Source organism: Nocardioides abyssi (assembly GCF_030412915.1).
GTDB classification, from domain to species: Bacteria; Actinomycetota; Actinomycetes; order Propionibacteriales; family Nocardioidaceae; genus Nocardioides; species Nocardioides abyssi.
Genome location: NZ_JAUHJR010000007.1, coordinates 49,221 through 70,287, shown reverse-complemented (window position 1 = coordinate 70,287; position 21,067 = coordinate 49,221). Strand labels below are relative to the sequence as shown.

The 21,067-nt window shown below is 71.6% G+C and carries 24 protein-coding genes; 2 read left to right on the top strand and 22 right to left on the bottom strand.

Features of this window, described 5'->3' with window-relative positions; all coding sequences use genetic code 11:
- The first annotated feature begins 75 nt into the window (after positions 1-75).
- Positions 76-897 carry a DUF72 domain-containing protein gene (locus QWY29_RS15520; RefSeq protein WP_300961921.1) on the top strand — a complete coding sequence of 274 codons (822 nt, stop codon included), beginning with the start codon at positions 76-78 and terminating at the stop codon, positions 895-897.
- Between the two features lie 408 nt (positions 898-1,305).
- On the opposite strand, the gene QWY29_RS15515 is transcribed toward QWY29_RS15520, so the two are convergent.
- The 3 genes from QWY29_RS15515 to QWY29_RS15505 form a co-directional block, all read right to left on the bottom strand.
- Complete coding sequence (locus QWY29_RS15515; protein ID WP_300961920.1) at positions 1,306-3,351, bottom strand: protein meaA; 2,046 nt, start codon at positions 3,349-3,351, stop codon at positions 1,306-1,308.
- 105 nt (positions 3,352-3,456) lie between these two features.
- Positions 3,457-3,762, bottom strand: a complete 306-nt coding sequence (locus tag QWY29_RS15510) for an STAS domain-containing protein (protein WP_300961919.1) — start codon at positions 3,760-3,762, stop codon at positions 3,457-3,459.
- Positions 3,763-3,903: 141 nt separating this feature from the next.
- Positions 3,904-4,509: a hypothetical protein gene (locus QWY29_RS15505; RefSeq protein ID WP_300961918.1), complete on the bottom strand. Its 606-nt coding sequence runs from the start codon at positions 4,507-4,509 to the stop codon at positions 3,904-3,906.
- Between the two features lie 42 nt (positions 4,510-4,551).
- Between QWY29_RS15505 and QWY29_RS15500 the strand changes: the two genes are divergently transcribed.
- A complete protein-coding gene (locus tag QWY29_RS15500) occupies positions 4,552-5,148 on the top strand; it encodes a cob(I)yrinic acid a,c-diamide adenosyltransferase (protein WP_300961917.1) in 597 nt (198 codons plus the stop codon).
- Here the strand turns inward: QWY29_RS15500 and QWY29_RS15495 are convergent.
- From QWY29_RS15495 to QWY29_RS15405, 19 genes are all read right to left on the bottom strand, one after another.
- Positions 5,131-6,342 (bottom strand): MFS transporter, encoded by a 1,212-nt coding sequence (locus QWY29_RS15495; protein WP_300961916.1) that lies wholly within the window; start codon positions 6,340-6,342, stop codon positions 5,131-5,133. The genes QWY29_RS15500 and QWY29_RS15495 overlap by 18 nt on opposite strands.
- Complete coding sequence (locus QWY29_RS15490) at positions 6,335-6,778, bottom strand: DUF2550 domain-containing protein (RefSeq protein WP_300961915.1); 444 nt, start codon at positions 6,776-6,778, stop codon at positions 6,335-6,337. Before QWY29_RS15490 ends, QWY29_RS15495 begins: the two co-directional genes overlap by 8 nt.
- Before the next feature lie 120 nt (positions 6,779-6,898).
- Positions 6,899-7,291: a F0F1 ATP synthase subunit epsilon gene (locus QWY29_RS15485; RefSeq protein WP_300961914.1), complete on the bottom strand. Its 393-nt coding sequence runs from the start codon at positions 7,289-7,291 to the stop codon at positions 6,899-6,901.
- Between the two features lie 8 nt (positions 7,292-7,299).
- Entirely contained in the window at positions 7,300-8,757 is a 1,458-nt protein-coding gene (atpD, locus tag QWY29_RS15480) for a F0F1 ATP synthase subunit beta (RefSeq protein ID WP_300961913.1), read from the bottom strand.
- Positions 8,758-8,763: 6 nt separating this feature from the next.
- A complete protein-coding gene (locus QWY29_RS15475) occupies positions 8,764-9,693 on the bottom strand; it encodes a F0F1 ATP synthase subunit gamma (RefSeq protein ID WP_300961912.1) in 930 nt (309 codons plus the stop codon).
- A gap of 3 nt (positions 9,694-9,696) precedes the next feature.
- Positions 9,697-11,334: a F0F1 ATP synthase subunit alpha gene (atpA, locus tag QWY29_RS15470; protein ID WP_300961911.1), complete on the bottom strand. Its 1,638-nt coding sequence runs from the start codon at positions 11,332-11,334 to the stop codon at positions 9,697-9,699.
- Positions 11,335-11,381: 47 nt separating this feature from the next.
- A complete protein-coding gene (locus QWY29_RS15465; protein ID WP_300961910.1) occupies positions 11,382-12,200 on the bottom strand; it encodes a F0F1 ATP synthase subunit delta in 819 nt (272 codons plus the stop codon).
- A gap of 12 nt (positions 12,201-12,212) precedes the next feature.
- A complete protein-coding gene (locus tag QWY29_RS15460; RefSeq protein ID WP_300961909.1) occupies positions 12,213-12,779 on the bottom strand; it encodes a F0F1 ATP synthase subunit B in 567 nt (188 codons plus the stop codon).
- Between the two features lie 37 nt (positions 12,780-12,816).
- The gene (gene atpE, locus QWY29_RS15455) at positions 12,817-13,005 is read right to left on the bottom strand and encodes an ATP synthase F0 subunit C (RefSeq protein WP_367891531.1); all 189 of its coding nucleotides are present in this window, start codon (positions 13,003-13,005) and stop codon (positions 12,817-12,819) included.
- Positions 13,006-13,127: 122 nt separating this feature from the next.
- Positions 13,128-13,949, bottom strand: coding sequence for a F0F1 ATP synthase subunit A (gene atpB, locus QWY29_RS15450; RefSeq protein WP_336621846.1), 822 nt, complete (start codon positions 13,947-13,949; stop codon positions 13,128-13,130).
- Between the two features lie 10 nt (positions 13,950-13,959).
- The gene (locus QWY29_RS15445; RefSeq protein WP_300961908.1) at positions 13,960-14,217 is read right to left on the bottom strand and encodes an AtpZ/AtpI family protein; all 258 of its coding nucleotides are present in this window, start codon (positions 14,215-14,217) and stop codon (positions 13,960-13,962) included.
- A gap of 30 nt (positions 14,218-14,247) precedes the next feature.
- Positions 14,248-14,766: a hypothetical protein gene (locus QWY29_RS15440; RefSeq protein ID WP_300961907.1), complete on the bottom strand. Its 519-nt coding sequence runs from the start codon at positions 14,764-14,766 to the stop codon at positions 14,248-14,250.
- Between the two features lie 67 nt (positions 14,767-14,833).
- Positions 14,834-15,991: an MraY family glycosyltransferase gene (locus tag QWY29_RS15435; RefSeq protein ID WP_300961906.1), complete on the bottom strand. Its 1,158-nt coding sequence runs from the start codon at positions 15,989-15,991 to the stop codon at positions 14,834-14,836.
- Complete coding sequence (locus QWY29_RS15430; protein WP_300961905.1) at positions 15,991-16,662, bottom strand: L-threonylcarbamoyladenylate synthase; 672 nt, start codon at positions 16,660-16,662, stop codon at positions 15,991-15,993. The genes QWY29_RS15435 and QWY29_RS15430 overlap by 1 nt, the downstream gene beginning before the upstream one ends.
- Positions 16,663-16,666: 4 nt before the next feature.
- The gene (gene prmC, locus QWY29_RS15425; RefSeq protein WP_300961904.1) at positions 16,667-17,530 is read right to left on the bottom strand and encodes a peptide chain release factor N(5)-glutamine methyltransferase; all 864 of its coding nucleotides are present in this window, start codon (positions 17,528-17,530) and stop codon (positions 16,667-16,669) included.
- Entirely contained in the window at positions 17,527-18,600 is a 1,074-nt protein-coding gene (gene prfA, locus QWY29_RS15420) for a peptide chain release factor 1 (protein ID WP_300961903.1), read from the bottom strand. The genes prmC and prfA overlap by 4 nt, the downstream gene beginning before the upstream one ends.
- A 90-nt stretch (positions 18,601-18,690) precedes the next feature.
- Positions 18,691-18,906, bottom strand: a complete 216-nt coding sequence (rpmE, locus tag QWY29_RS15415) for a 50S ribosomal protein L31 (RefSeq protein WP_300961902.1) — start codon at positions 18,904-18,906, stop codon at positions 18,691-18,693.
- A 117-nt stretch (positions 18,907-19,023) separates the two neighbouring features.
- Complete coding sequence (locus tag QWY29_RS15410) at positions 19,024-20,637, bottom strand: ATP-binding protein (protein WP_300961901.1); 1,614 nt, start codon at positions 20,635-20,637, stop codon at positions 19,024-19,026.
- A 19-nt stretch (positions 20,638-20,656) separates the two neighbouring features.
- Positions 20,657-21,028 carry a response regulator transcription factor gene (locus tag QWY29_RS15405; protein WP_300961900.1) on the bottom strand — a complete coding sequence of 124 codons (372 nt, stop codon included), beginning with the start codon at positions 21,026-21,028 and terminating at the stop codon, positions 20,657-20,659.
- Positions 21,029-21,067: the final 39 nt, after the last annotated feature.

The window sequence follows — 21,067 nt, the reverse complement described above, 5'->3', positions numbered from 1 at the left end:
CTTAGGTGAGCCTTCCCTGCGTTGTGGGCGACGTCTCGCGGTGTGGGCGGTCGGCGCACCGGGCACCGCTGGGCCATGGGACGGATCCGGGTCGGCATCTCGGGGTGGACCTACGCCGGCTGGCGCGGCGACTTCTACCCGCCGGGGCTGGTGCAGCGCCGCGAGCTCGCGTACGCCGCCGAGCGGCTCACCTCGATCGAGGTCAACGGCTCCTTCTACTCCCTCCAGCGCCCCACGTCGTACGCCGCGTGGCGCGACCAGACCCCCGACGACTTCGTCTTCTCCGTCAAGGGCGGCCGCTACATCACCCACCTCAAGCGGCTGCGCGACGTGGACACCGCGCTCGCGAACTTCCTCGCCTCCGGCGTCCTCGCGCTGGGGCCGAAGCTCGGCCCGCTCCTGTGGCAGCTGCCCGAGCGGCTCGCCTTCGACGCAGCGCTGGTCGACGACTTCTTCTCCCGCCTGCCGCGCACGACGACCGAGGCCGCGGCGCTGGCCGCCGGCCACGACGACAAGGTCCCCGAGGACCGGGCCCTCACCGTCGCCGACGCCGACCGGCCGCTGCGCCACGCCCTGGAGTTCCGCAGCCGGACCTGGTGCACCGACGAGGCCTTCGAGCTGATGCGCCGCCACGGCGTGGCCTGCGTGGTCGCCGACACCGCCCGCCGCTTCCCCATGCCCGAGCAGGTCACCGCCGACCACGTCTACGTCCGCCTGCACGGCGACGTCGAGCTCTACGCCAGCGGCTACTCCCCCGAGGCGCTCGACCGCTGGGCGGAGAAGTGCCGCGGCTGGGCCGAGGACCGCGACGTCTTCGTCTACTTCGACAACGACGCCAAGGGCCACGCCCCCCACGACGCCATGGCCCTCCTCGACCGCCTCACCCCCACTGGTTGAGCCGCGAAGGCGTGCAGCCCACCCGCTGGTTGAGCCGCGAAGGCGTGCAGCGCCTGAGCGTGTCGAAACCCCGTGAGAGGCACAAGGCCGCAACCACGGTCACCGGGTTTCGAGACGGTTGCCAGCGCAACCTCCTCAACCAGCGGTTACCGCTGGTTGAGCCGCGAAGGCGTGCAGCGCCTGAGCGTGTCGAAACCCCGTGAGAGGCACAAGGCCGCAACCACGGTCACCGGGTTTCGAGACGGTTGCCAGCGCAACCTCCTCAACCAGCGGGTCCCCGCTGGTTGAGCCGCGAAGGCGTGCAGCGCCTGAGCGTGTCGAAACCCGTGAGAGGCACAGGGCCGCAACCACGGTCACCGGGTTTCGAGACGGTTGCCAGCGCAACCTCCTCAACCAGCGGGCGGCCGCTCAGTCGAGGCCGTTGGCCCGGCGGATGACGTCGACGATGCCGCCCATGATCTCGGTGAGGCCGAAGTCCTTGGGCGTGTAGACGGCGGCGACGCCGGCCTCGAGGAGCTGGCGGCCGTCGGAGTCGGGGATGATCCCGCCGACGATCACCGGCACGTCGGACATGCCGGCCTCGCGCAGCCCCTCCAGCACGGCCGGGACGAGCTCCATGTGCGAGCCGGACAGGATCGAGAGGCCGACGCAGTGGACGTCCTCGGCGACGGCGGCGGAGACGATCTGCTCGGGCGTGAGGCGGATGCCCTGGTAGATCACCTCGAAGCCGGCGTCACGGGCCCGCACGGCGACCTGCTCGGCGCCGTTGCTGTGGCCGTCGAGCCCGGGCTTGCCGACCAGTAGCCGCAGCCGGCCGCCGGTGTTGCCCGAGAGCTCCTCGCCGGTGGCCTTGACCCGGTCGCGCACGGCGGACAGCTCGGCGCCGGCCTGCCCGGCGGACGCGGCGACGACGGCGCCGGAGACGCCGGTCGGGGCGCGGAACTCGCCGAAGACCTCGCGCAGCGTGCCGGCCCACTCACCGGTGGTGGCGCCCGCGCGGGCGGCGGCGAGCGTGGGCAGCATGAGGTTCTGGTCGGTCTTGGCGGCCTCGGCGAGCGCTGCGAGCGAGCGGGCGACCTCGTCCTCGTCGCGCTCGGCCTTCCACGCCTCGACCGACGCGACCGCGGAGGCCTCGGCCTGCGGGTCGGCGGTCATGATCGCGCCGTCGAGGTCGGCGGTCAGCGGCGAGGGCTCGGTGGTCTCGTACTTGTTGACGCCGACGATGACCTCGTCACCGGACTCGATCCGGGCGCGGCGGGCGGCGTGGGCGGAGACCAGCTCCTGCTTCATGTAGCCCGACTCCACCGCGGCGATCGCGCCGCCCATCGCCTGGACCCGGTCGATCTCGGCCTTGGCACCCTCGACCAGCTCGGCGACCTTGGCCTCGACCACCGTCGAGCCGGCGAAGATGTCGTCGTACTCCAGCAGGTCGGACTCGAAGGCCAGCACCTGCTGCAGCCGCAGCGACCACTGCTGGTCCCACGGGCGGGGCAGGCCGAGCGCCTCGTTCCACGCAGGCAGCTGGATCGCGCGGGCACGGGCGTCCTTGGACAGCGTCACGCCGAGCATCTCCAGCACGATGCGCTGGACGTTGTTCTCCGGCTGCGCCTCGGTCAGCCCGAGGGAGTTGACCTGCACGCCGTAGCGGAACCGCCGCATCTTCGCATCCGTCACGCCGTAGCGCTCGCGGGTGATCTCGTCCCAGAGCTGGACGAAGGCGCGCATCTTGCACATCTCCTCGACGAACCGCACGCCGGCGTTGACGAAGAAGGAGATTCGGCCGACGACCTTCTCGAAGTCGTCCTCGGAGACCTGGCCCGAGGCCTTGACCTGGTCGAGCACGGCGATGGCGGTGCACAGCGCGTAGGCCAGCTCCTGCGTCGGCGTCGCGCCGGCCTCCTGCAGGTGGTAGCTGCAGATGTTGATCGGGTTCCACTTCGGGATCTGGTGGACGGTGTAGGCGATCATGTCGGCGATCAGCCGCAGGGAGTGCTCGGGCGGGAAGACGTAGGTCCCGCGGGAGAGGTACTCCTTGATGATGTCGTTCTGGGTGGTGCCGGCCAGCAGCGCGGCGACCTCCTCGGGTGTCGCCCGCCCCTCGGGCACACCGGCCTGCTCCTCGGCGACGACCTGGTACATCGCCAGCAGCCACATGGCCGTGGCGTTGATGGTCATCGAGGTGTTCATCTCCGTCAGCGGGATGGAGTCGAACAGCTTGCGCATCTCACCGAGGTGCGGCACCGGCACGCCGACCTTGCCGACCTCGCCGCGGGCCATCACGGAGTCGGGGTCGTAGCCGGTCTGCGTCGGCAGGTCGAAGGCGACCGAGAGACCGGTCTGCCCCTTCGCGAGGTTCGAGCGGTAGAGCGCGTTGGACGCCTCGGCGGTCGAGTGGCCGGCGTACGTCCGCATCACCCAGGGGCGGTCACGCTGGGGGCGATCCTTCTCGGTCATGGCTCGAAGGGTAGGGCGATCGATACCGGTTGGTAACCGGCAGCACGTGTGGGATGCCCGACACGTCCGCCCGCGCAGGGCACGACACGGCGGGTGGGCACCGGGTCAGGCCCCGACGACCTCGCGCTCCAGCTCGACCACGGCGCGCAGCCGCGAGAGGTGGAGCATCCGGCGCACCGACGGCCCGCACCCGCGCAGCACCATGTGGTGGCCGTCGCGGGTGGCGACCAGCGTCGCGACGGCGAGCAGCCGCAGCGCGGTGAGGTCGACCGCGCCGACCTCGGTGAGGTCGAGGACCACCTCGTCGTGCCCCGCCAGGTGGTCGTAGATCGCGTCGCGCGCCTCCGGCGTGCTCCGCACGTCGAAGTCGCCGCTCAGCACGAGCGTGGGTCCGTCGGCCACGATGTCCATTCCACCCTCTTCTCCCGACCCCCGGACCCCTGAGAAAGCCCGGAAGCGTGCGCTGCGTCACCCTTCTACCCATAGTGACGCCGGGGAACCCGATCCGGTTGCCTCCTTCCGGGTGAGAACCGCGTGTCGGTGGTGCGGTGTTCAACCAGTCGTGGCCGGCGGGAGGGTGCGCGTGACCCTCTCGGCCGGTCGGGCGAGCGCGAGCGCGGCCGTGCCGAGCCCGAGGAGGACGGTCCCGGCGACGCCGCCCGGGGCGAAGATGTGGTCGGTGTGCACCAGCCAGGCACCCGGGAGCAGCAGCACTCCCCCGGCCGCCCGCAGGCCGTGGCGCCGCAGCTGGTCGGCCAGGAGCACGACCACCGTCACCACCAGCGCCCACGACCCGACCTCGCCGAGCGGGGTGCCGAGACGGAAGAGCAGCCGCACCTCGTCGGGCCGCGGCACACCCGGCCCGAGCTCACGGGTCACCCACCCCGCAGCGATCCCGCTGACCACGTCGAGCGCGGTGTAGCAGGTCGCATAGGTGTACGCCGCCAGCCGCACCAGCCACGCGACCGGGTCGGTCCGGCGCCCGACGAGCGCCGCCAGCGCCACCCCGACCAGCGGGAAGACGAAGAGACCGGGCAGGTGCAGGGTGAACCACCGGTCCGCGGTCGCGTAGGACAGGTGGTGCGGGTGGAGGAGGCCGACCGCGCCGAGCGCGATCCCCGGCAGCGCCAGCACGGCGGCGTACGCACGGCGGTCCATGCGCCCGACGGTAGCCAGGGGCCCCTCGCTAGCCTCGCGGTCATGGTCAACCTGACGCGGATCTACACCCGGACCGGCGACGGCGGCGAGACCCGTCTCGGCGACATGAGCCTGACGACCAAGAACGACCTGCGGCTGCACGCCTACGCCGACGTCGACGAGGCCAACGCCCAGCTCGGTCTCGCGGTCGTCCGCGGCGGGCTGGACGAGGACGTCGTCGCGGTGCTGACCCACGTGCAGAACGACCTCTTCGACGTCGGCGCCGACTTCTGCACGCCCGTCGTGCCGGACCCGGAGTACCCCCCGCTGCGCATCGAGCAGGACTACGTCGACCGGCTCGAGGGCTGGTGCGACCACTACAACGAGGAGCTGCCCGCCCTGCGGTCCTTCATCCTCAACGGCGGCACCGAGGGCGCGGCCCACCTCCACGTCGCGCGCACCGTCGTCCGTCGTGCCGAGCGGGCGGCCTGGGCGGCCTTCGAGGTGCACGGCGAGTCGATGAACAAGCTCGCGATCACCTACCTCAACCGCCTCTCCGACCTGCTCTTCATCCTCGCCCGGCACGCCAACCGCCACCAGGGCGACGTGCTGTGGGTGCCGGGCGGCGAGCGGGGAACGGCGTCAGCGGTCGACGGGTGAGGCCGCCGGCCTGACCGCTGGCACCCGCGGTCGGGCCGCCAGCACGGCGACGGCGGCCGGCACCATCAGCGCCGCGACGACCAGCAGGGCGTCGAGCGTGCCGACGTGGTCGCCGAGCAGGCCGAGCAGGGGCGGGCCGGCGAGGAACGCGCCGTACCCGACGGTGGAGACCACGCTCACCCGTGCGGCCGCGCGGGCCGGGTCGTCGGCAGCGGCGCTCATGCCGACCGGGAAGCCGAGCGCGGACCCGAGGCCCCACACCAGGATGCCGAGCGCGACGAGCACCGGGTGCCCACCCAGGACGGTCAGCAGGATCCCGGCCCCGGCCGCGGCGCAGCTGGCCCAGAGCACGGGCGCGCGGCCGAAGCGGTCGAGCACGAGCGGGCCGAGGAGCCGGCCGCCGGTCATCGCGGTGACGAAGAGCGAGAAGCCGGCGACGCCGACCCAGTGCTCCGCCCCGTAGCCGTCGATGAGCGCCAGGGCGAGCCAGTCGTTGGCGGACCCCTCGGCGACGGCGAAGGCCAGCACCATCAGGCCGATGGCGAGCAGGCGCGGCTCGGTCCACGCCGAGCGCGGCCTCACGGCATGCTCGATGGCGGGCTCCGCGGCGGGCAGGAAGGTGGCCGCCGCCCACCACACGACCGCCAGGGCGACCACGCAGGCGGCCCCCAGGTGCACGGGCATCGGCAGCGAGAGGGCGGTCAACGGGATGCCCAGGCCCGCGCCCGCGATCGAGCCCAGCGACCAGCCGGCGTGGAAGCGCGGCATCACCGTGCGCCCGAGCAGCCGCTCGACCTCCGCGCCCTCGACGTTCATCGCGACGTCCCAGACGCCGATGCCGATGCCGTAGACGAAGAACGCGACCGCGGTGGCCGCGACCGACTCCAGCGCGCCGGCCGCGACGCCGGCGGTGGAGAGACCGACTGCGCAGGAGACGACGCCGGCGCGGACCACGGCGGAGGCGCCGAAGCGCCCGATCAGCCGGCCGGTGGCCGGGAGCGCCAGGATCGAGCCGCACGAGATCGCGAGCAGCAGCAGCCCGAGGGCGCCGTTGTCGAGGTCGAGGTGACCGCGGATGTCGGGCAGGCGGGCCACCAGCGTGGCGAAGAGGAAGCCGTTGAGGCCGAAGGTCAGGCCGACGGCGTTGCGGGTGCGCAGCAGCGCGGGGGCGGGGAGGGCGGAGGTGTCAGCCACGGGTCCAGTCGGTGCCAGGCGGTCGGGCCTCGAGCCAGGCCTGGAAGCCGGTCAACGAGGCGGGGCTCATCGCCAGCTCCACCTCGCCCTCGCGGGTCTGGCAGGAGATGACGAGGTGGTCGGGGTAGAGCGACATCTGCTCGGGCGCCTCCGGCTCCCGGCGGCCGTCGTAGACCAGGACGTCGCGCTGCCAGGCACGCTTGGGCCGCGGCGAGAGCGAGAAGATCCGGAACCACTCCAGGCGCTCACCGGAGTAGCGGCCAAGCCCGAGAACCCAACCGCGTCCGGCCCTCTCGGACCGGACGCGGTGGCTGAGCTCGAAGGTGCCCCCGTGGCGGGACAGCACCCGGCGACGCACGATGAGGGCGACGCCGTAGAGCAGGACGAGCAGGAGCAGCAGACCGGCTGCGTCGAGCAGCCACTGCCACACCGGCATCGGGTCCCCTCTCCCTCGGAAGTGTCGTCACCCTAGCGGGCGACGACGGGGAGCCCGGTGCCGGGTCGTGCTGGGTGGAGCAGGGTGTGAGCGGAGCTGCGAGGCGGCGTACGCCGACCCTCAGCGGGCCCGCTCGACCGCGCGGATCCGGGCCTCGGCGCGGCGCACGCGGCGCTCCGCCTCGTCCTCGGACCCGATCAGGCCGCGGGCCTCGTCGAGCTCGGCGCGGGTCTGGTCGACGTCGACCTCCGCGGCGAGCACGGCCCGCTCGGAGAGGATCGAGACCCGGTCCGCGGCGACGGAGAGGAACCCTCCGTCGACCGCGGCGACGACGACGTCACCACCGACCTCTGCGATCTCCACGACCGCGTCGGTGAGCAGGGAGAGCATCGGCGCGTGACCGCGCAGCACGCCGACGTCCCCCTCCACCGTGCGGGCGATGACCATGGTGGCCTCGCCGGACCAGACCGTGCGGTCGGCCGCGACGAGGGACACCGTGAGGTTCTCAGCCATGTCGGACCTCAGAGGTTCTTCTGGATGTCGGCCCACTTGGCCTCGACGTCGTCGAGACCGCCGCACATGAAGAACGCCTGCTCGGCCACGTGGTCGTACTCACCGTCGGCGATCTTGTTGAACGCCTCGATGGTGTCGGCCACGGGGACCGTCGAGCCCTCGATGCCGGTGAACTGCTTGGCCACGTAGGTGTTCTGCGACAGGAACCGCTGGATGCGACGGGCCCGGGAGACGATGATCTTGTCCTCCTCGGAGAGCTCGTCGACACCGAGGATCGCGATGATGTCCTGCAGCTCCTTGTTGCGCTGCAGGATCTGCTTGATCCGGATGGCGCAGTCGTAGTGAGCCTGCCCGATGTACTGGGCGTCGAGGATCCGCGAGGTCGAGGTCAGCGGGTCCACGGCCGGGTAGATGCCCAGCGACGCGATCTCGCGGGACAGCTCGGTCGTGGCGTCGAGGTGGGCGAACGTGGTCGCCGGCGCCGGGTCGGTGTAGTCGTCGGCGGGCACGTAGATCGCCTGCATCGAGGTGATCGAGTGACCGCGCGTCGAGGTGATCCGCTCCTGGAGCTGGCCCATCTCGTCGGCGAGGTTCGGCTGGTAGCCCACCGCGGACGGCATGCGGCCGAGCAGGGTGGAGACCTCCGAGCCGGCCTGGGTGAACCGGAAGATGTTGTCGATGAAGAGCAGCACGTCCTGGTTCTGCACGTCGCGGAAGTACTCCGCCATCGTCAGCGCGGACAGCGCGACCCGCAGGCGGGTGCCCGGCGGCTCGTCCATCTGGCCGAAGACGAGGGCGGTCTGCCCGAGGACGCCGGCCTCCTCCATCTCGACGATGAGGTCGTTGCCCTCACGGGTGCGCTCGCCGACACCGGCGAACACCGACACACCACCGTGGTCCTTGGCGACACGGGCGATCATCTCCTGGATGAGCACCGTCTTGCCGACGCCCGCACCACCGAACAGGCCGATCTTGCCGCCCTGGACGTAGGGGGTGAGCAGGTCGATGACCTTGATGCCGGTCTCGAACATCTGGGTCTTCGACTCCAGCTGGTCGAAGGCCGGCGCCTTGCGGTGGATGCCCCAGCGCTCGGTGACCTCGAAGCGCTCACCCTCCTCGAGGTTGAGCACGTCACCGGTGGCGTTGAAGACCTTGCCGAGGGTGCCGTTGCCGACGGGGACCGTGATCGGGCCGCCGGTGTCGCGCACCGTGGCGCCGCGGACCAGGCCGTCGGTCGACTTCATCGAGATGGCGCGGACGACGCCGTCACCGATGTGGAGGGCGACCTCCAGGACGAGCGTCCTGGTCTCGCCCTCGAGCTCGAGGTCGACCTCGAGCTTGTTGTACATCTCCGGCATCGCGTCCGAGGGGAACTCGACGTCGACGACGGGGCCGGTGACCCGGGCCACGCGGCCGGTCGAGCCGGCCGTCGAGCCCTGCTGGGTCTCTTCGAAGGTGGCAGTCATGTCTTCTCACTCACTCCCGGAGTTCGCGTCGGCGAGTGCGTTGACGCCACCGACGATCTCGCTGATTTCCTGGGTAATACCGGCCTGGCGGGCCTGGTTGGCGATGCGCGTGTACTTCTTGATCAGCTCGTCGGCGTTGTCCGTGGCGGACTTCATCGCCTTCTGGCGCGCGGCGAGCTCGGACGCCGCCGCCTGGAGCAGCGCGAAGAACACCCGGCTCTGGACGTACTGCGGCAGCAGCCCGTCCAGCACCGCCTCGGCCGAGGGCTCGAACTCGTAGAGCGGGAGCACGTCGGAGGGGTCCGGCCGCTCGGCCGAGCCACCCTCCTCGGCCTCGACGACCTCGAGCGGCAGGAGCCGGACCGCGGTCGGCTCCTGGGTGAGCATCGAGCGGAAGCGCGTGTAGACGAGGTGGACCTCGTCGACGTCTCCCTCCTCGCCCTGCTGCTTGAGGAAGGACTCGATGAGCGCGGCGCCGACCTCTGCCGCCACGTCGTACGACGGCTGGTCGGAGAAGCCGGTCCACGACCGCACGACCGGGCGCTGGCGGAACTTGTAGTACGCCTCGCCCTTGCGGCCGCAGATGTAGGTGTCGATCTCCTTGCCCTCGGACCGGAGCTTCTCGGCGAGCCGCTCCGCCTCCTTGAGCACGTTCGCGGAGTACGCGCCGGCGAGCCCGCGGTCGCTGGTCACGATCAGCACGGCCGCCCGCTTGGGGTTCTCCTCCTCGCGGGTCAGCGGGTGGTCGACGTTCGAGAACGTCGCCACCGCCGACACCGCGCGGGTCAGCTCACGGGCGTACGGCGCTGCCGCCTGTGCCCGCTGCTGCGCCTTGATGATCCGGGACGCAGCGATGAGCTCCATGGCGCGCGTGATCTTCTTCATCGACTCCGTCGACTTGATCCGCGCGCGGTACTCACGCAGCGATACGGCCATGCGTCAGCCCCGCTTCTGCTTGACGATCTGCTCCTGGTCCTCGTCCTCGAGCGCCTCGGCCGGAGCCTCGTGGCCGACCTTGATCGACCCGCCCTCGGAGGTCTCGAACTGGTCGAGGAAGGAGGTGTAGGCGTCCTCGACCGCAGAGGCCGTGTCGTCCTCGAACTTCAGGGACTCACGGATCGCGTTGAGGATGCCCTCGTGCGAGCGACGCAGGTAGTCGAGGAACTCGCGCTCGAAGCGAGCGACGTCCTCGACCGGGACGCGGTCGAGACGACCGGTCGTGCCGAGCCACAGCGAGACCGTCATCTCCTCGACCGGGTAGGGCGAGTAGGCCGGCTGCTTGAGCAGCGCCATCAGGCGCTGGCCGCGGTCGAGCTGCTGGCGCGAGGCCGCGTCGAGGTCGGAGGCGAACATCGCGAACGCCTCCATCGCGCGGAACTGCGCCAGGTCGACCTTCAGCGAACCGGTGACGGCCTTGAGCGCCTTGGTCATCGCCGCGCCACCGACGCGGGAGACCGAGACACCGACGTCGATCGCCGGGCGCTGGTTGGCCGCGAACAGGTCCGACTGCAGGAAGATCTGGCCGTCGGTGATCGAGATGACGTTGGTCGGGATGAACGCCGAGACGTCGTTGGCCTTGGTCTCGACCATCGGCAGACCGGTCATCGAGCCCGCACCGAGGTCGTCGGAGAGCTTCGCGCAGCGCTCGAGCAGGCGGCTGTGCAGGTAGAACACGTCGCCCGGGTAGGCCTCACGGCCCGGCGGGCGGCGCAGCAGCAGCGACACGGCGCGGTAGGCCTCGGCCTGCTTGGTCAGGTCGTCGAAGACGATGAGGACGTGCTTGCCGTCGTACATCCAGTGCTGGCCGATGGCCGAGCCGGTGTACGGCGCGAGGTACTTGAAGCCCGCGGAGTCCGACGCCGGCGAGGCGACGATGGTGGTGTACTCCAGCGCACCGGCCTCCTCGAGCGCGCCGCGCACCGAGGCGATGGTCGAGCCCTTCTGGCCGACCGCGACGTAGATGCAGCGGACCTGCTTGCTCGGGTCGCCGGTCTCCCAGTACTGCTTCTGGTTGATGATCGTGTCGATCGCGACCGTGGTCTTGCCGGTGGCGCGGTCACCGATGATCAGCTGGCGCTGACCGCGGCCGATCGGGGTCAGGGCGTCGATCGCCTTGATGCCGGTGGCCAGCGGCTCGTGCACCGACTTGCGCTGCATCACCGACGGGGCCTGGAGCTCCAGGGCGCGGCGGCCGCTGGTCTCGATGTCGCCGAGGCCGTCGATCGGGTTGCCCAGCGGGTCCACGACGCGGCCGAGGTAGCCCTCGCCGACCGGGACCGAGAGGATCTCCCCGGTCCGCCGGACCGTCTGGCCCTCCTCGATCTTGTCGAAGTCACCGAGGATGACGACGCCGATCTCGCGGGTGTCGAGGTTGAGCGCCAGGCCGAGCGTGCCGTCCTCGAACTCGAGCAGCTCGTTGGCCATGGCCGACGGCAGGCCGCTGACGCGGGCGATGCCGTCGCCGGCCTCCGCCACGATGCCGACCTCTTCGCGGCTCGCGGCCTCGGGCCGGTAGTCGGCGACGTACTTCTGCAGCGCGTCGCGGATCTCCTCCGGACGGATGGAGAGCTCCGTCATCTCGGTTCCTTCTCTCTTGTCTCTACAGCTGTGAAGTGAGGGGTGGGTCAGCCGGCGAGACGACGCCGGGCGTCGTCGAGACGGCTGGACACGGTGCCGTCGATGACGTCGTCACCGATCTCGACCCGGAGCCCGCCGAGGACCGTGGGGTCCACCAGCAGGTTGAGGTGCACCGGCCGGCCGTACTGCCGTGACAGCGCGTCCGCGAGGCGGTCCCGCTCGGCGTCGGTCAGGTCACGAGCCACCCGCACGGTCGCCACGCCCTGGTTCCGGGCGTCGGCCGCGACCTTCTGGTACTCGGCCAGCGCGACGCTCACCGTGCGGTGGGTGCCGGCCAGCGACTGGACGACGAGGGTGACCGTGGCCGGCAGGGCCCTGCCGTCGAGCAGGGAGTGCACGAGCCGAGCCTTGTCCTCGAGCGTACGAGCGGGGTCCGAGAGCGCGTCGCGCAGCTCGGGGGTGTCCTTGACGGTCTGCGCGAAGCCGAACAGCTCGTCGGAGAGACGACCCGCCTGGTCCCCGGCGCCCTTGACCGCCGACACCACGCCCACGTGCTCGAGCGCGTGGGGCAGGTCGCCGGCGGACGTCCAGCGACGGCTGACCGCCGACCGGACCACCGACAGGGTCGCGTCGGACACCTTGCCGCCGAGCACCTGGCCCACGAGACCGGTCTTGGCCTCGGTGGGCAGGGACGCGTCGGTGACGAAGCGGCGCAGCGGGCCCTCGGTGCGCAGGGTCTGCGACACCGAGAACAGCTCACCGGCGACGGTGGTGGCGGTCTCCGGCGAACCCGAGACCGCTCCCCCCAGCTCGTCGGTGAGGGTCGCCACGGCGTCGGCGGAGGCGCCGCGGAACGAGGAGGTCATCAGTGCTCCTCCTCAGTTCCGGCCCGGCGTGCCGGTCTCGAGGTCGGCGAGGAACCGGTCGACGACGCGACGCTGACGGTCGTCGTCCTCCAGCGACTCCCCGACGATCCGACCCGCGAGGGTGGTCGCCAGGGTGCCGACCTCGGCACGGAGCGAGGTGACCGCCTGCTGGCGCTCGGCCTCGATCTGGGCCTTGCCGTGCTCGACGATGCGCGTGGACTCGGCCTGGGCCTGCTCCCGCATCTCGGCGACGATCGTGGCGCCCTGCTCGCGCGCCTCCTCACGGATGCGCGCGGCCTCGTGCCGGGCGTCGGCGAGCTGCTTCTCCAGCTCGGCGAGCTTGGCGTCGGCCTCCGCCTGCTTGGTCTCGGCGGCGGCGAGGCCGCCCTCGATCGCCTTCGTGCGCTCGGCGTAGGTCGCTTCGAACGCCGGCACGACGAACTTCTTCACGAGGAAGAAGAGGATCGCGAAGACGACGAGCGACAAGATGAGCTCGATCGGGTGCGGGATGAGCGGGTTGAGCTCGTGCTCCTCCCCCTCGGCCGCCCTCACCACCAAGGAGGTCACAAGTGCTTGCATGCCAGGTCCTTCCGGGTCCTACAGGCGGAGGGCGTGATCAGCTGAGGACGAACGCGAGGGCGATACCGATGATGGCCAGCGCCTCCGCGAGGGCGAAGCCCAGGATCGCGATCGACTGGAGGCGGCTCTGGGCCTCCGGCTGACGGGCAACGCCGGCGATGTAGGCCGCGAAGATCAGACCGATACCGATACCGGGACCGATGGCCGCGAGGCCGTAGCCGATCATGTTGAGCGAGCCGTTCAGAGTGCCTTCCACGGCAATCTTCCTTTCGGTGTGTTCCTGCTAATCAGAGGTCGTGCTGGTCGTGCAGGTGGTGCTGGTTGGTTCGGGTGCTCCGAGCGCGAGGCTCAGTGCTCGTCCGCGATCGCGCCGCTGATGTACATGGCGTTGAGCAGGACGAAGACGTAGGCCTGGAGGAACTGGATCAGGATCTCCAGGAAGGCGACGGCGATGAACAGCAGCCACGCGATGACGCCGACGGGTGCGTACTGGATCGCCATCTCGGTCACCAGGTACTCACCGCCGAGGGCGAAGAGGATCAGCAGCAGGTGGCCGGCGAACATGTTCGCGAAGAGTCGCAGGGCCAGGGTGACCGGCCGCACGAGGATGTTCGACATGAACTCCAGCGGCACGAGCAGGATCAGCATCGGGCCGCCGATGCCGGCGGGGACCGACTGCAGCTTGAAGTAGCCGACGAACCCGTGCTTGCGGATGCCGGCGACGTTGTAGACGACCCAGCTCAGCAGCGCCAGGGAGTAGACCATCCCCGAGCGGGAGAACGTCGGGAACTGCAGGAGGGGGATCGACGCGAAGAGGTTGTTGAGCAGGATGAAGAAGAACAGCGCGAAGAGGTACGGCGTGTACTTCTGGAAGTCGTGGCTGCCGATGATCTCGCGGCCGAGGGAGTTGCGGACGAAGCCGTAGGCCTCCTCACCGACGAACTGCAGCTTGCCGGGCACCATCGCGCGCTTGGCCGAGGCGACCTTGAAGAACGCGAAGACCAGGATCGCGGCGAGCACGATCTGGAGCATCGGCTTGGTGACGCCGAGGACCGCCTCCTGCCCGAGGAAGTCCATCGTCGAGCCGCCGCCGATGGCGGGGAGGTCGAAGTCGGCCGGTCCGGGCGGGGTGAACCCGTCTGCGGAACGCACCACGGCTGCGACGTTCACCAGTTCTCCTCTATCTGTCGTGCGACTGCTCGTGCGGCGGCTGGTCGTCCGGCCGGACACGGTTGAAACGAGCGAAGGTCATGTAGATCCCGAGCGTGGCACCGATCAGGATGCCGACAGCCACGAGGTACGTCGTGCCGAGCCACCGGTCCGCGAGGTACCCCAGGACGCCGTAGACCGCCACGCCCGAGACGATGTAGCCGAAGGCGTGCCACGGATCGCCCCTCGGGCCGTCCTGAGGAACAGCGGGTTGGTCCTGCTGACTCATGGCGCCCCGGACGATAGCAGGCGTGGGAGGTCATCGATCACCCCCGGGCTGTGCGGTGGTCAGGTGCTCCGCGGAGTCCTGCCCAGCGGCCTGCCCGGCGTCGTGCTCGGGCAGCTCGTAGACCGGGATGCGCACGCGGGAGGCGAGCGCGACCTGGACGAAGGTCCACGCCAGCGCGCCGACGATGACCGCGCCGGCGAGCCACCCGCGCGAGAGGGTGTCCCCCACCGCGCCGGAGCCGTCGAGCGCGGAGAGCACGACCAGCACGACGAACAGCTGGAGCACGTAGGTCAGCAGCGCCACGACCAGCGAAGCCGCAGGCAGGAGGCCTGCGACGGCGTGGACGGTGGCGGACCCGAAGGCGAAGACGACGACCACCAGGGCGGCTCCCACGAGGGCGCCGTACGCCCCCGGGGCGCCGTCGACGAGGGCGCCGACGAGGGTGGCCAGCAGGCCCGCGGCCACCGTGCCGAGAGCCGCTCCGACCAGGACCGCCGACCCGCCGTCACGGCGGGTCCTCGGGGTCTCGCGGGGCTTCTCGGTGCTCATCCGGCGGCCGTCCTCGGAGGGGTCTCGTCGCGGTCGTCAACGGCCTTGCGACCGCTCGTGAAAACTATCACAAAGTCTCCGGAGAGGGCTCATCGAGCACCTCCAGCACCTTCGGCTTGTGCAGCACGGGCAGCACGAAGGTGAGCACCACCGTGAGCGCGGCCAGGGCGGCGACCGAGAGCCAGACCCACACCCCGGTGTAGAGGCTCGCGCACACGGTGGCGAACGCGATGAGGCCGGCCCACAGCCACATGATCAGCACCGCGCGGCGCTGGCTGTGCCCGATCTCCAGCAGGCGGTGGTGGAGGTGCTGCTTGTCGGGCGCGAACGGCGACCGCCCGGCCCGGGTGCGGCGCACGACCGCCATCACCAGGTCCAGCAGCGGCACCACGAGGATGGAGACGGGCAGCAGCACCGGCAGCAGCGTGGGCAGCAGGCTGGCCTGCGTGCCCGAGCCGCCGCGGGCGATCTCGGTGCCCGAGAACTGCCCGGTGAGCGTCACCGCGCTCGCCGAGAGCACCAGCCCGATGAGCATCGAGCCGGAGTCGCCCATGAACAGCCGGGCGGGGTGGAAGTTGTGTACCAGGAACCCGACGCAGACCCCGGCCAGCGCCACGCTGAGCAGCGCCGCGGTCGTCGCGCGCGGGGCGTCGTTGAGCCGGGTGAGCTGGTAGCAGAAGACGAAGAACGCGATCGCGCCGATGCCGACGACGCCCGCGGCCAGGCCGTCCAGCCCGTCGACGAAGTTGACCGCGTTGACGGTCGCCACGATCACGAACCCCGTGAGCAGCGCCCCCTGGGAGGGGTCCAGCGAGAGCGTCTCCCCGTTGGTGAGCGGCACGTAGAAGTACTGCAGGCCGAAGGCGATGAGGAAGCCCGCCGCCAGCACCTGTCCCCCGAGCTTGGTCAACGCGTCGAGCTCGAAGATGTCGTCGAGCACGCCGACCGCGCAGATCAGCGCGCCGGCGATGAGCACGATGCCGGCGTCGCGGAAGACGAACGGCCCGCTGAGGGAGAGGAACGGCAGCTCCCGGGCGACGAGGTACGCCGCCACGAGCCCGCCCAGCATCGCCAGCCCGCCCAGGTAGGGGATCGGCTCGTCGTGCACGTCCCGGTCCCGGACCGCGGCCACCGCACCGGTGCGGATCGCGATCTCCCGCGCCACGACGGTGAGCAGGTAGGTCACCGTCGCGGCCACGAGGAAGACGAGGATGTACTCCCGCACTAGGCGCTCGCCTGGCCCTCGTCGGTCAGCGTGGCGCCCAGGGGCTCGAGGACCTCGTTGAGCTGCTCCAGGGAGAGCGCACCGCGGCGCAGGACGCGGCCCTGGTCGCCGGTGCAGTCGACGATCGTCGAGGCCTCGCCGCCCGGGGACTCCCCGGCGTCGACCAGCACGACGACCTCGTCGCCGAGCATCTCCTCGGCCTGCTCGGCGTCGGTGGCCGCGGGCATGCCCGACAGGTTGGCCGAGGACACCGCCAGCGGGCCGGTGCGCTCGAGGACCTCGAGCGCGACGGGGTGGTCGGGCATCCGCACCGCGACCGTGCCGCGGGTGTCGCCGAGGTCCCACTGCAGCGAGGTCTGCTGGTGGCACACGATCGTGAGCGGGCCGGGCCAGAAGTGCTCGACCAGGGTCCGGGCGTAGCCGGGCACCCGCACGGCCAGCGCGTCCAGCGTCGTCGGCGAGCTGACCAGCACCGGCGGGGGCATGTCGCGGCCGCGACCCTTGGCCTCGAGCAGGTCGTGGACGGCCGCGGGGTCGAAGGCGTCGGCGGCGATGCCGTAGACGGTGTCGGTGGGGATCACGACCAGCTCGCCGCGCTGGACCGCCAGGGTCGCTGCCTCCACGGCCGCCTCGCGCTCGTCCTCGGTGCCGGTCGGGTAGCGCTCGCTCACCGGGTCATCGTGCCAGCCGCGCCGTCAGGAAGCGCGCCCGACCTGCCAGGTCGCGGTGGTCGCGGACCTCGGTCCACCGGCCGGTCGCGGCGAAGACGGCGGGCGCGGACTCGCCCTGCACGTCGGCGTGCTCCGCGCCGACCACTCCCCCGGGCCGCAGCAGCACGGCCGCGCGGCGCTCCAGGACGCGCATCGCGTCGAGCCCGTCGTCGCCGGAGAACAGCGCGAGGTGGGGGTCGTGGTCGCGCGCCTCGGGGGCCACCGACTCCCAGGCGTCCAGCGGGACGTACGGCGGGTTGCAGGTGACCACGTCGACCGACCCGGCCAGGTCGTCGAAGGCCGTGGCCAGGTCGCCCTGGCACAGCACGACCCCGGTGCCGGCGAGGTTGCGCTCCGCCCATCCGTGGGCGGCCTCGTCCAGCTCGACCGCGTGCACGCGTGCCTGCGGCACCTCGTCGGCCAACGCCTTCGCGATCGCGCCGGACCCGGTGCACAGGTCGACGACCACGGGGGTCTCCCCCGCCGCCACCAGCCCGGCGAGCCGCTCGACGGCCCACCCCGCGAGCAGCTCGGTCTCCGGCCGCGGCACGAACACGCCGGGGCCGACGGCCAGCTCGACGTGGCGGAACCAGGCCGAGCCGGTCAGGTGCTGGAGCGGCTCGCGCCCCGCGCGGCGCGCCACCAGCGCGGCGTACTGCTCCACGGCGGCGGGGGCGACCTCGTCGACGAGGACCAACCGGCCGCGGGTGGTGCCGAGCACGTGGGCCAGCAGCTCGGCGGCGTCGTGCTCGGGGCTGGCGACGCCGGCGTCGCGCAGCCGGGCGGTGGCCTCGGCGAGCACCGTGCGGCGCCGCACGGGCGCGCTCACTGCTCCAGCGCCTCGAGCCGGTCGGCGAGGTCGGCGTCGACGCACGAGGCCAGCACCGGCTGCAGGTCGCCGTCGAGCACCTGGTCGAGGTTGTAGGCCTTGTAGCCGGTGCGGTGGTCGGAGATCCGGTTCTCCGGGAAGTTGTAGGTGCGGATCCGCTCGGAGCGGTCCACGGTGCGGACCTGGCTACGGCGCGCATCGCTGGCCTCCGCGTCGGCGGCCTCCTGCGCGGCGGCGAGCAGCCGGGCCCGGAGGATCCGCATCGCCTGCTCCTTGTTCTGCAGCTGGCTCTTCTCGTTCTGGCAGGAGACGACGATGCCGGTCGGCACGTGGGTGATCCGCACGGCCGAGTCGGTGGTGTTGACGCTCTGGCCGCCCGGACCGCTGGAGCGGAAGACGTCGATCCGCAGGTCGTTGTCGTCGACCGTCACGTCGACCTGCTCGGCCTCGGGCATCACGAGCACGCCGGCGGCGCTGGTGTGGACCCGCCCCTGCGACTCGGTCACCGGCACCCGCTGCACGCGGTGCACGCCGCCCTCGAACTTGAGCAGGCCGTACGGCGCCTCGCCGGGCTCCGAGGCGCCCTTGGCCTTGACCGCGACCGTGACCGACTTGTAGCCGCCGAGGTCGGACTCGGTGGCGTCCAGCAGCTCGACCTTCCAGCCGCGCCCCTCGGCGTACCGGGTGTACATGCGCAGCAGGTCGCCGGCGAACAGCGCCGACTCCTCGCCGCCCTCGCCGGACTTCACCTCGAGGATCGCGTCCTTGTCGTCGGCGGGGTCGCGCGGGACCAGCAGCCGGCGCAGCCGCTCCTCGGCCTCGCCCAGGCGGGGCACGAGCGACTCGGCCTCCTCGGCGAAGGACGGGTCCTCGGCGGCCAGCTCGCGGGCCGCCTCGAGGTCCTCCCCCAGCGCCTGCCAGTCACGCCAGGCACCGATGACCGACGACAGCTGGGCATAGCGCTGGTTGAGCCGCTTGGCCAGCCGGGCGTCGGCGTGGGTCTCGGGCGCGCCGAGCTGCTGCTCCAGCGCGGCGTGCTCGGCGAGCATGCCCTCGACGGCCTCGAACACCGGTGGCTCCTGCAGGTCTGGGATCGGGAGGTGGACATGCGACGAGCGCCGGCCCCTGCCGTGGTGGCAGGGGCCGGCGCTCGGGGACAGCTACTTCTTGGCTGCCTTGGCGTAGCGGGCCTCGAAGCGGGCGACGCGGCCGCCGGTGTCGAGGATCTTCTGCTTGCCGGTGTAGAACGGGTGGCACTGCGAGCAGACGTCGGAGCGGATCTGGCCCGACGCGACAGTGCTGCGGGTCGTGAACTCGGCACCGCAGGTGCAGGTGACCTGGGTCTCGACGTACTCGGGGTGGATGTCCTTCTTCATGATGTCCTCTCAGTCGCCGGGTCGTCCGCCGCGCCCTGCGGCATGCACGTGAACCGGAACCAGCACGAGATTGTGCCACCGGACAGAACGCCCACCCAATCGTGGTTGTTCCCGGCCTCAGGCGTCGTGGGTCCCCTCGTCGGCACCGACGAGCTCGGCCGGCGCCGGCGCGGCCGGCACCCGGTCGCCCTGGAGCGGCAGCGAGATGGTCACCGTCGTCCCCCGGCCCTCCTCGGACTCGAACAGCACGCGGCCCTGGTGCTTGTCGATGATCGTCTGCACGATCCGCACGCCGAGGCCGGTGCCGGCGATCTCGTTGCGCACCGCGTTGGAGGCGCGGAAGAACCGGGTGCCGAGCCGCTCGAGCTCCGCGGTGGGGATGCCGATGCCGTGGTCGCGGACCGCGACCTGCACCTGGCCCATCGACGCGGTGACCTCGACCTCGACCGGGTCGCCGTCCTTGCTGAACTTCACGGCGTTGCTGAGCACGTTGAGGAAGGCGCGGTTGAGCATCGCCCGGTCGGCGAGCACCGGCAGCGGACGGCCGGGGGCGGTCACGCTCACTGCGATGCCGCGGCGGGCGGCGGTGATGCGTACGTCGGTCGCGGCGTCGCGGACCACCTGGTCGAGGTCGACCTGCTCGAGGTCGGTGCCGCGGTTCTCGGCCTTCGACAGCGTCAACAGGTCGTCGATGAGCGTCTTGAGCCGGCTGACGTTGCGGCGGGTCGCCTCGAGCATCCGCTCGTGGCGCGGGGCCATGTCGTTTTCGAACTCCTCGGCGACCATCTCGAGGTAGCCGCTGATCGTGGTCAGCGGCGTGCGCAGCTCGTGGGAGACGTTGGAGACGAAGTCGTCGCGGGCGGTGTCGAGGGCGCGCAGCTCGGTCTGGATGCGCGCCTCCACGGCCCGGGCACGGGACTGCTGCTCGAGCAGCTCGTTGAGCGCGACGGCGACGGCCCGCACCTCCCGGGGCCCGGCCACCTCGGCGCGCACGTCGGCCTCGGCGCGGGCGACCCGCTGCACGGTCGCCTCGATCGCCAGGAGCGGTGCGGACAGCTCGCGGTCGAGCCGGCGCCGAGACCGGCCGACGAGGAACCAGCCGAGCAGCCCCAGGACGACGACCGCGAGGATCGTGCCGCGGAAGCGCCACTGGGCGTCCGAGCTGGCGTCGCGCTGGCGCCGGTCGAACTCCTCGTGGGTGGCCAGGTGGGTCTCGCGCACGGCGTCGAAGAGGCGCTGGCCGCGGTCGTAGCGCTCCTGCTGGAAGGTCCCCGGGCCGCCGGGCGCGTCGACCCGCGGCTCGGCGTACCGCGCCACCCAGGCGTCAGCGGCGTCCTGCTGGCGGGTGACGAGCAGCTCGAGGGAGGCGTCACCCCGGGCGTACTCCCGCACACGGCGCTCGTGGCCGGGCAGGCGCTGCATCGCCTGCTCGTAGTTGTCGATCGCCTCCTGCTCGCCGCTGCGGGCGTAGGCCCCGACGGCGGCGTCCATGTCGGTGAGGTCCTGCAGGACGTCCTCGTTGGCGGTCGCCGCGGGGAGCAGCTCGTCGGTGAGGTGGTCCAGCGCCTGGGTCGAGGCGAGCACGCCGCCGATGCAGATCGCCGCCATGACCGCGAGCAGCATGCCCATCCGGACCAGGATGGGCGCGAGCAGCCGGGCGACCGGGCGGCCGCCGGCCGGCGCCGGGACGCGGGGTGACCCGCCGGCCGTCCGGCCGGCCGAAGCCGTCATCGTCGCGGGTGCGTCCGGCTCACACCGACCGGGCCAGCAGGGCCTCGACCCGCGAGGCGAGCTCGCGGGGGCTGAACGGCTTGGTGATGTAGTCGTCGGCCCCGGAGTCGAAGCCGGTCTCGACGTCGGACTCCTGCGCCCGTGCGGTCAGCAGGATGACCGGGAGGTCCGCCAGCGCGGGGTCGGCGCGGATGACCCGGATCGCGTCGAGGCCGGAGAAGCCCGGCATCATCACGTCGAGGACCGCGAGGTCGGGACGCTGGGCCTGGCAGGCCTCCACCGCGGCTGCGCCGTCGGAGACCGCGACGATGTCGTGGCCGAGCGTGGAGAGCTTGAACTCGACCAGCTCCCGGATGTCGACGTCGTCGTCAGCGACCAGGATGCGTGCCACGTTCGTCCCTCCCCGGGTTACGTCGTTCGTGCCGGTCGG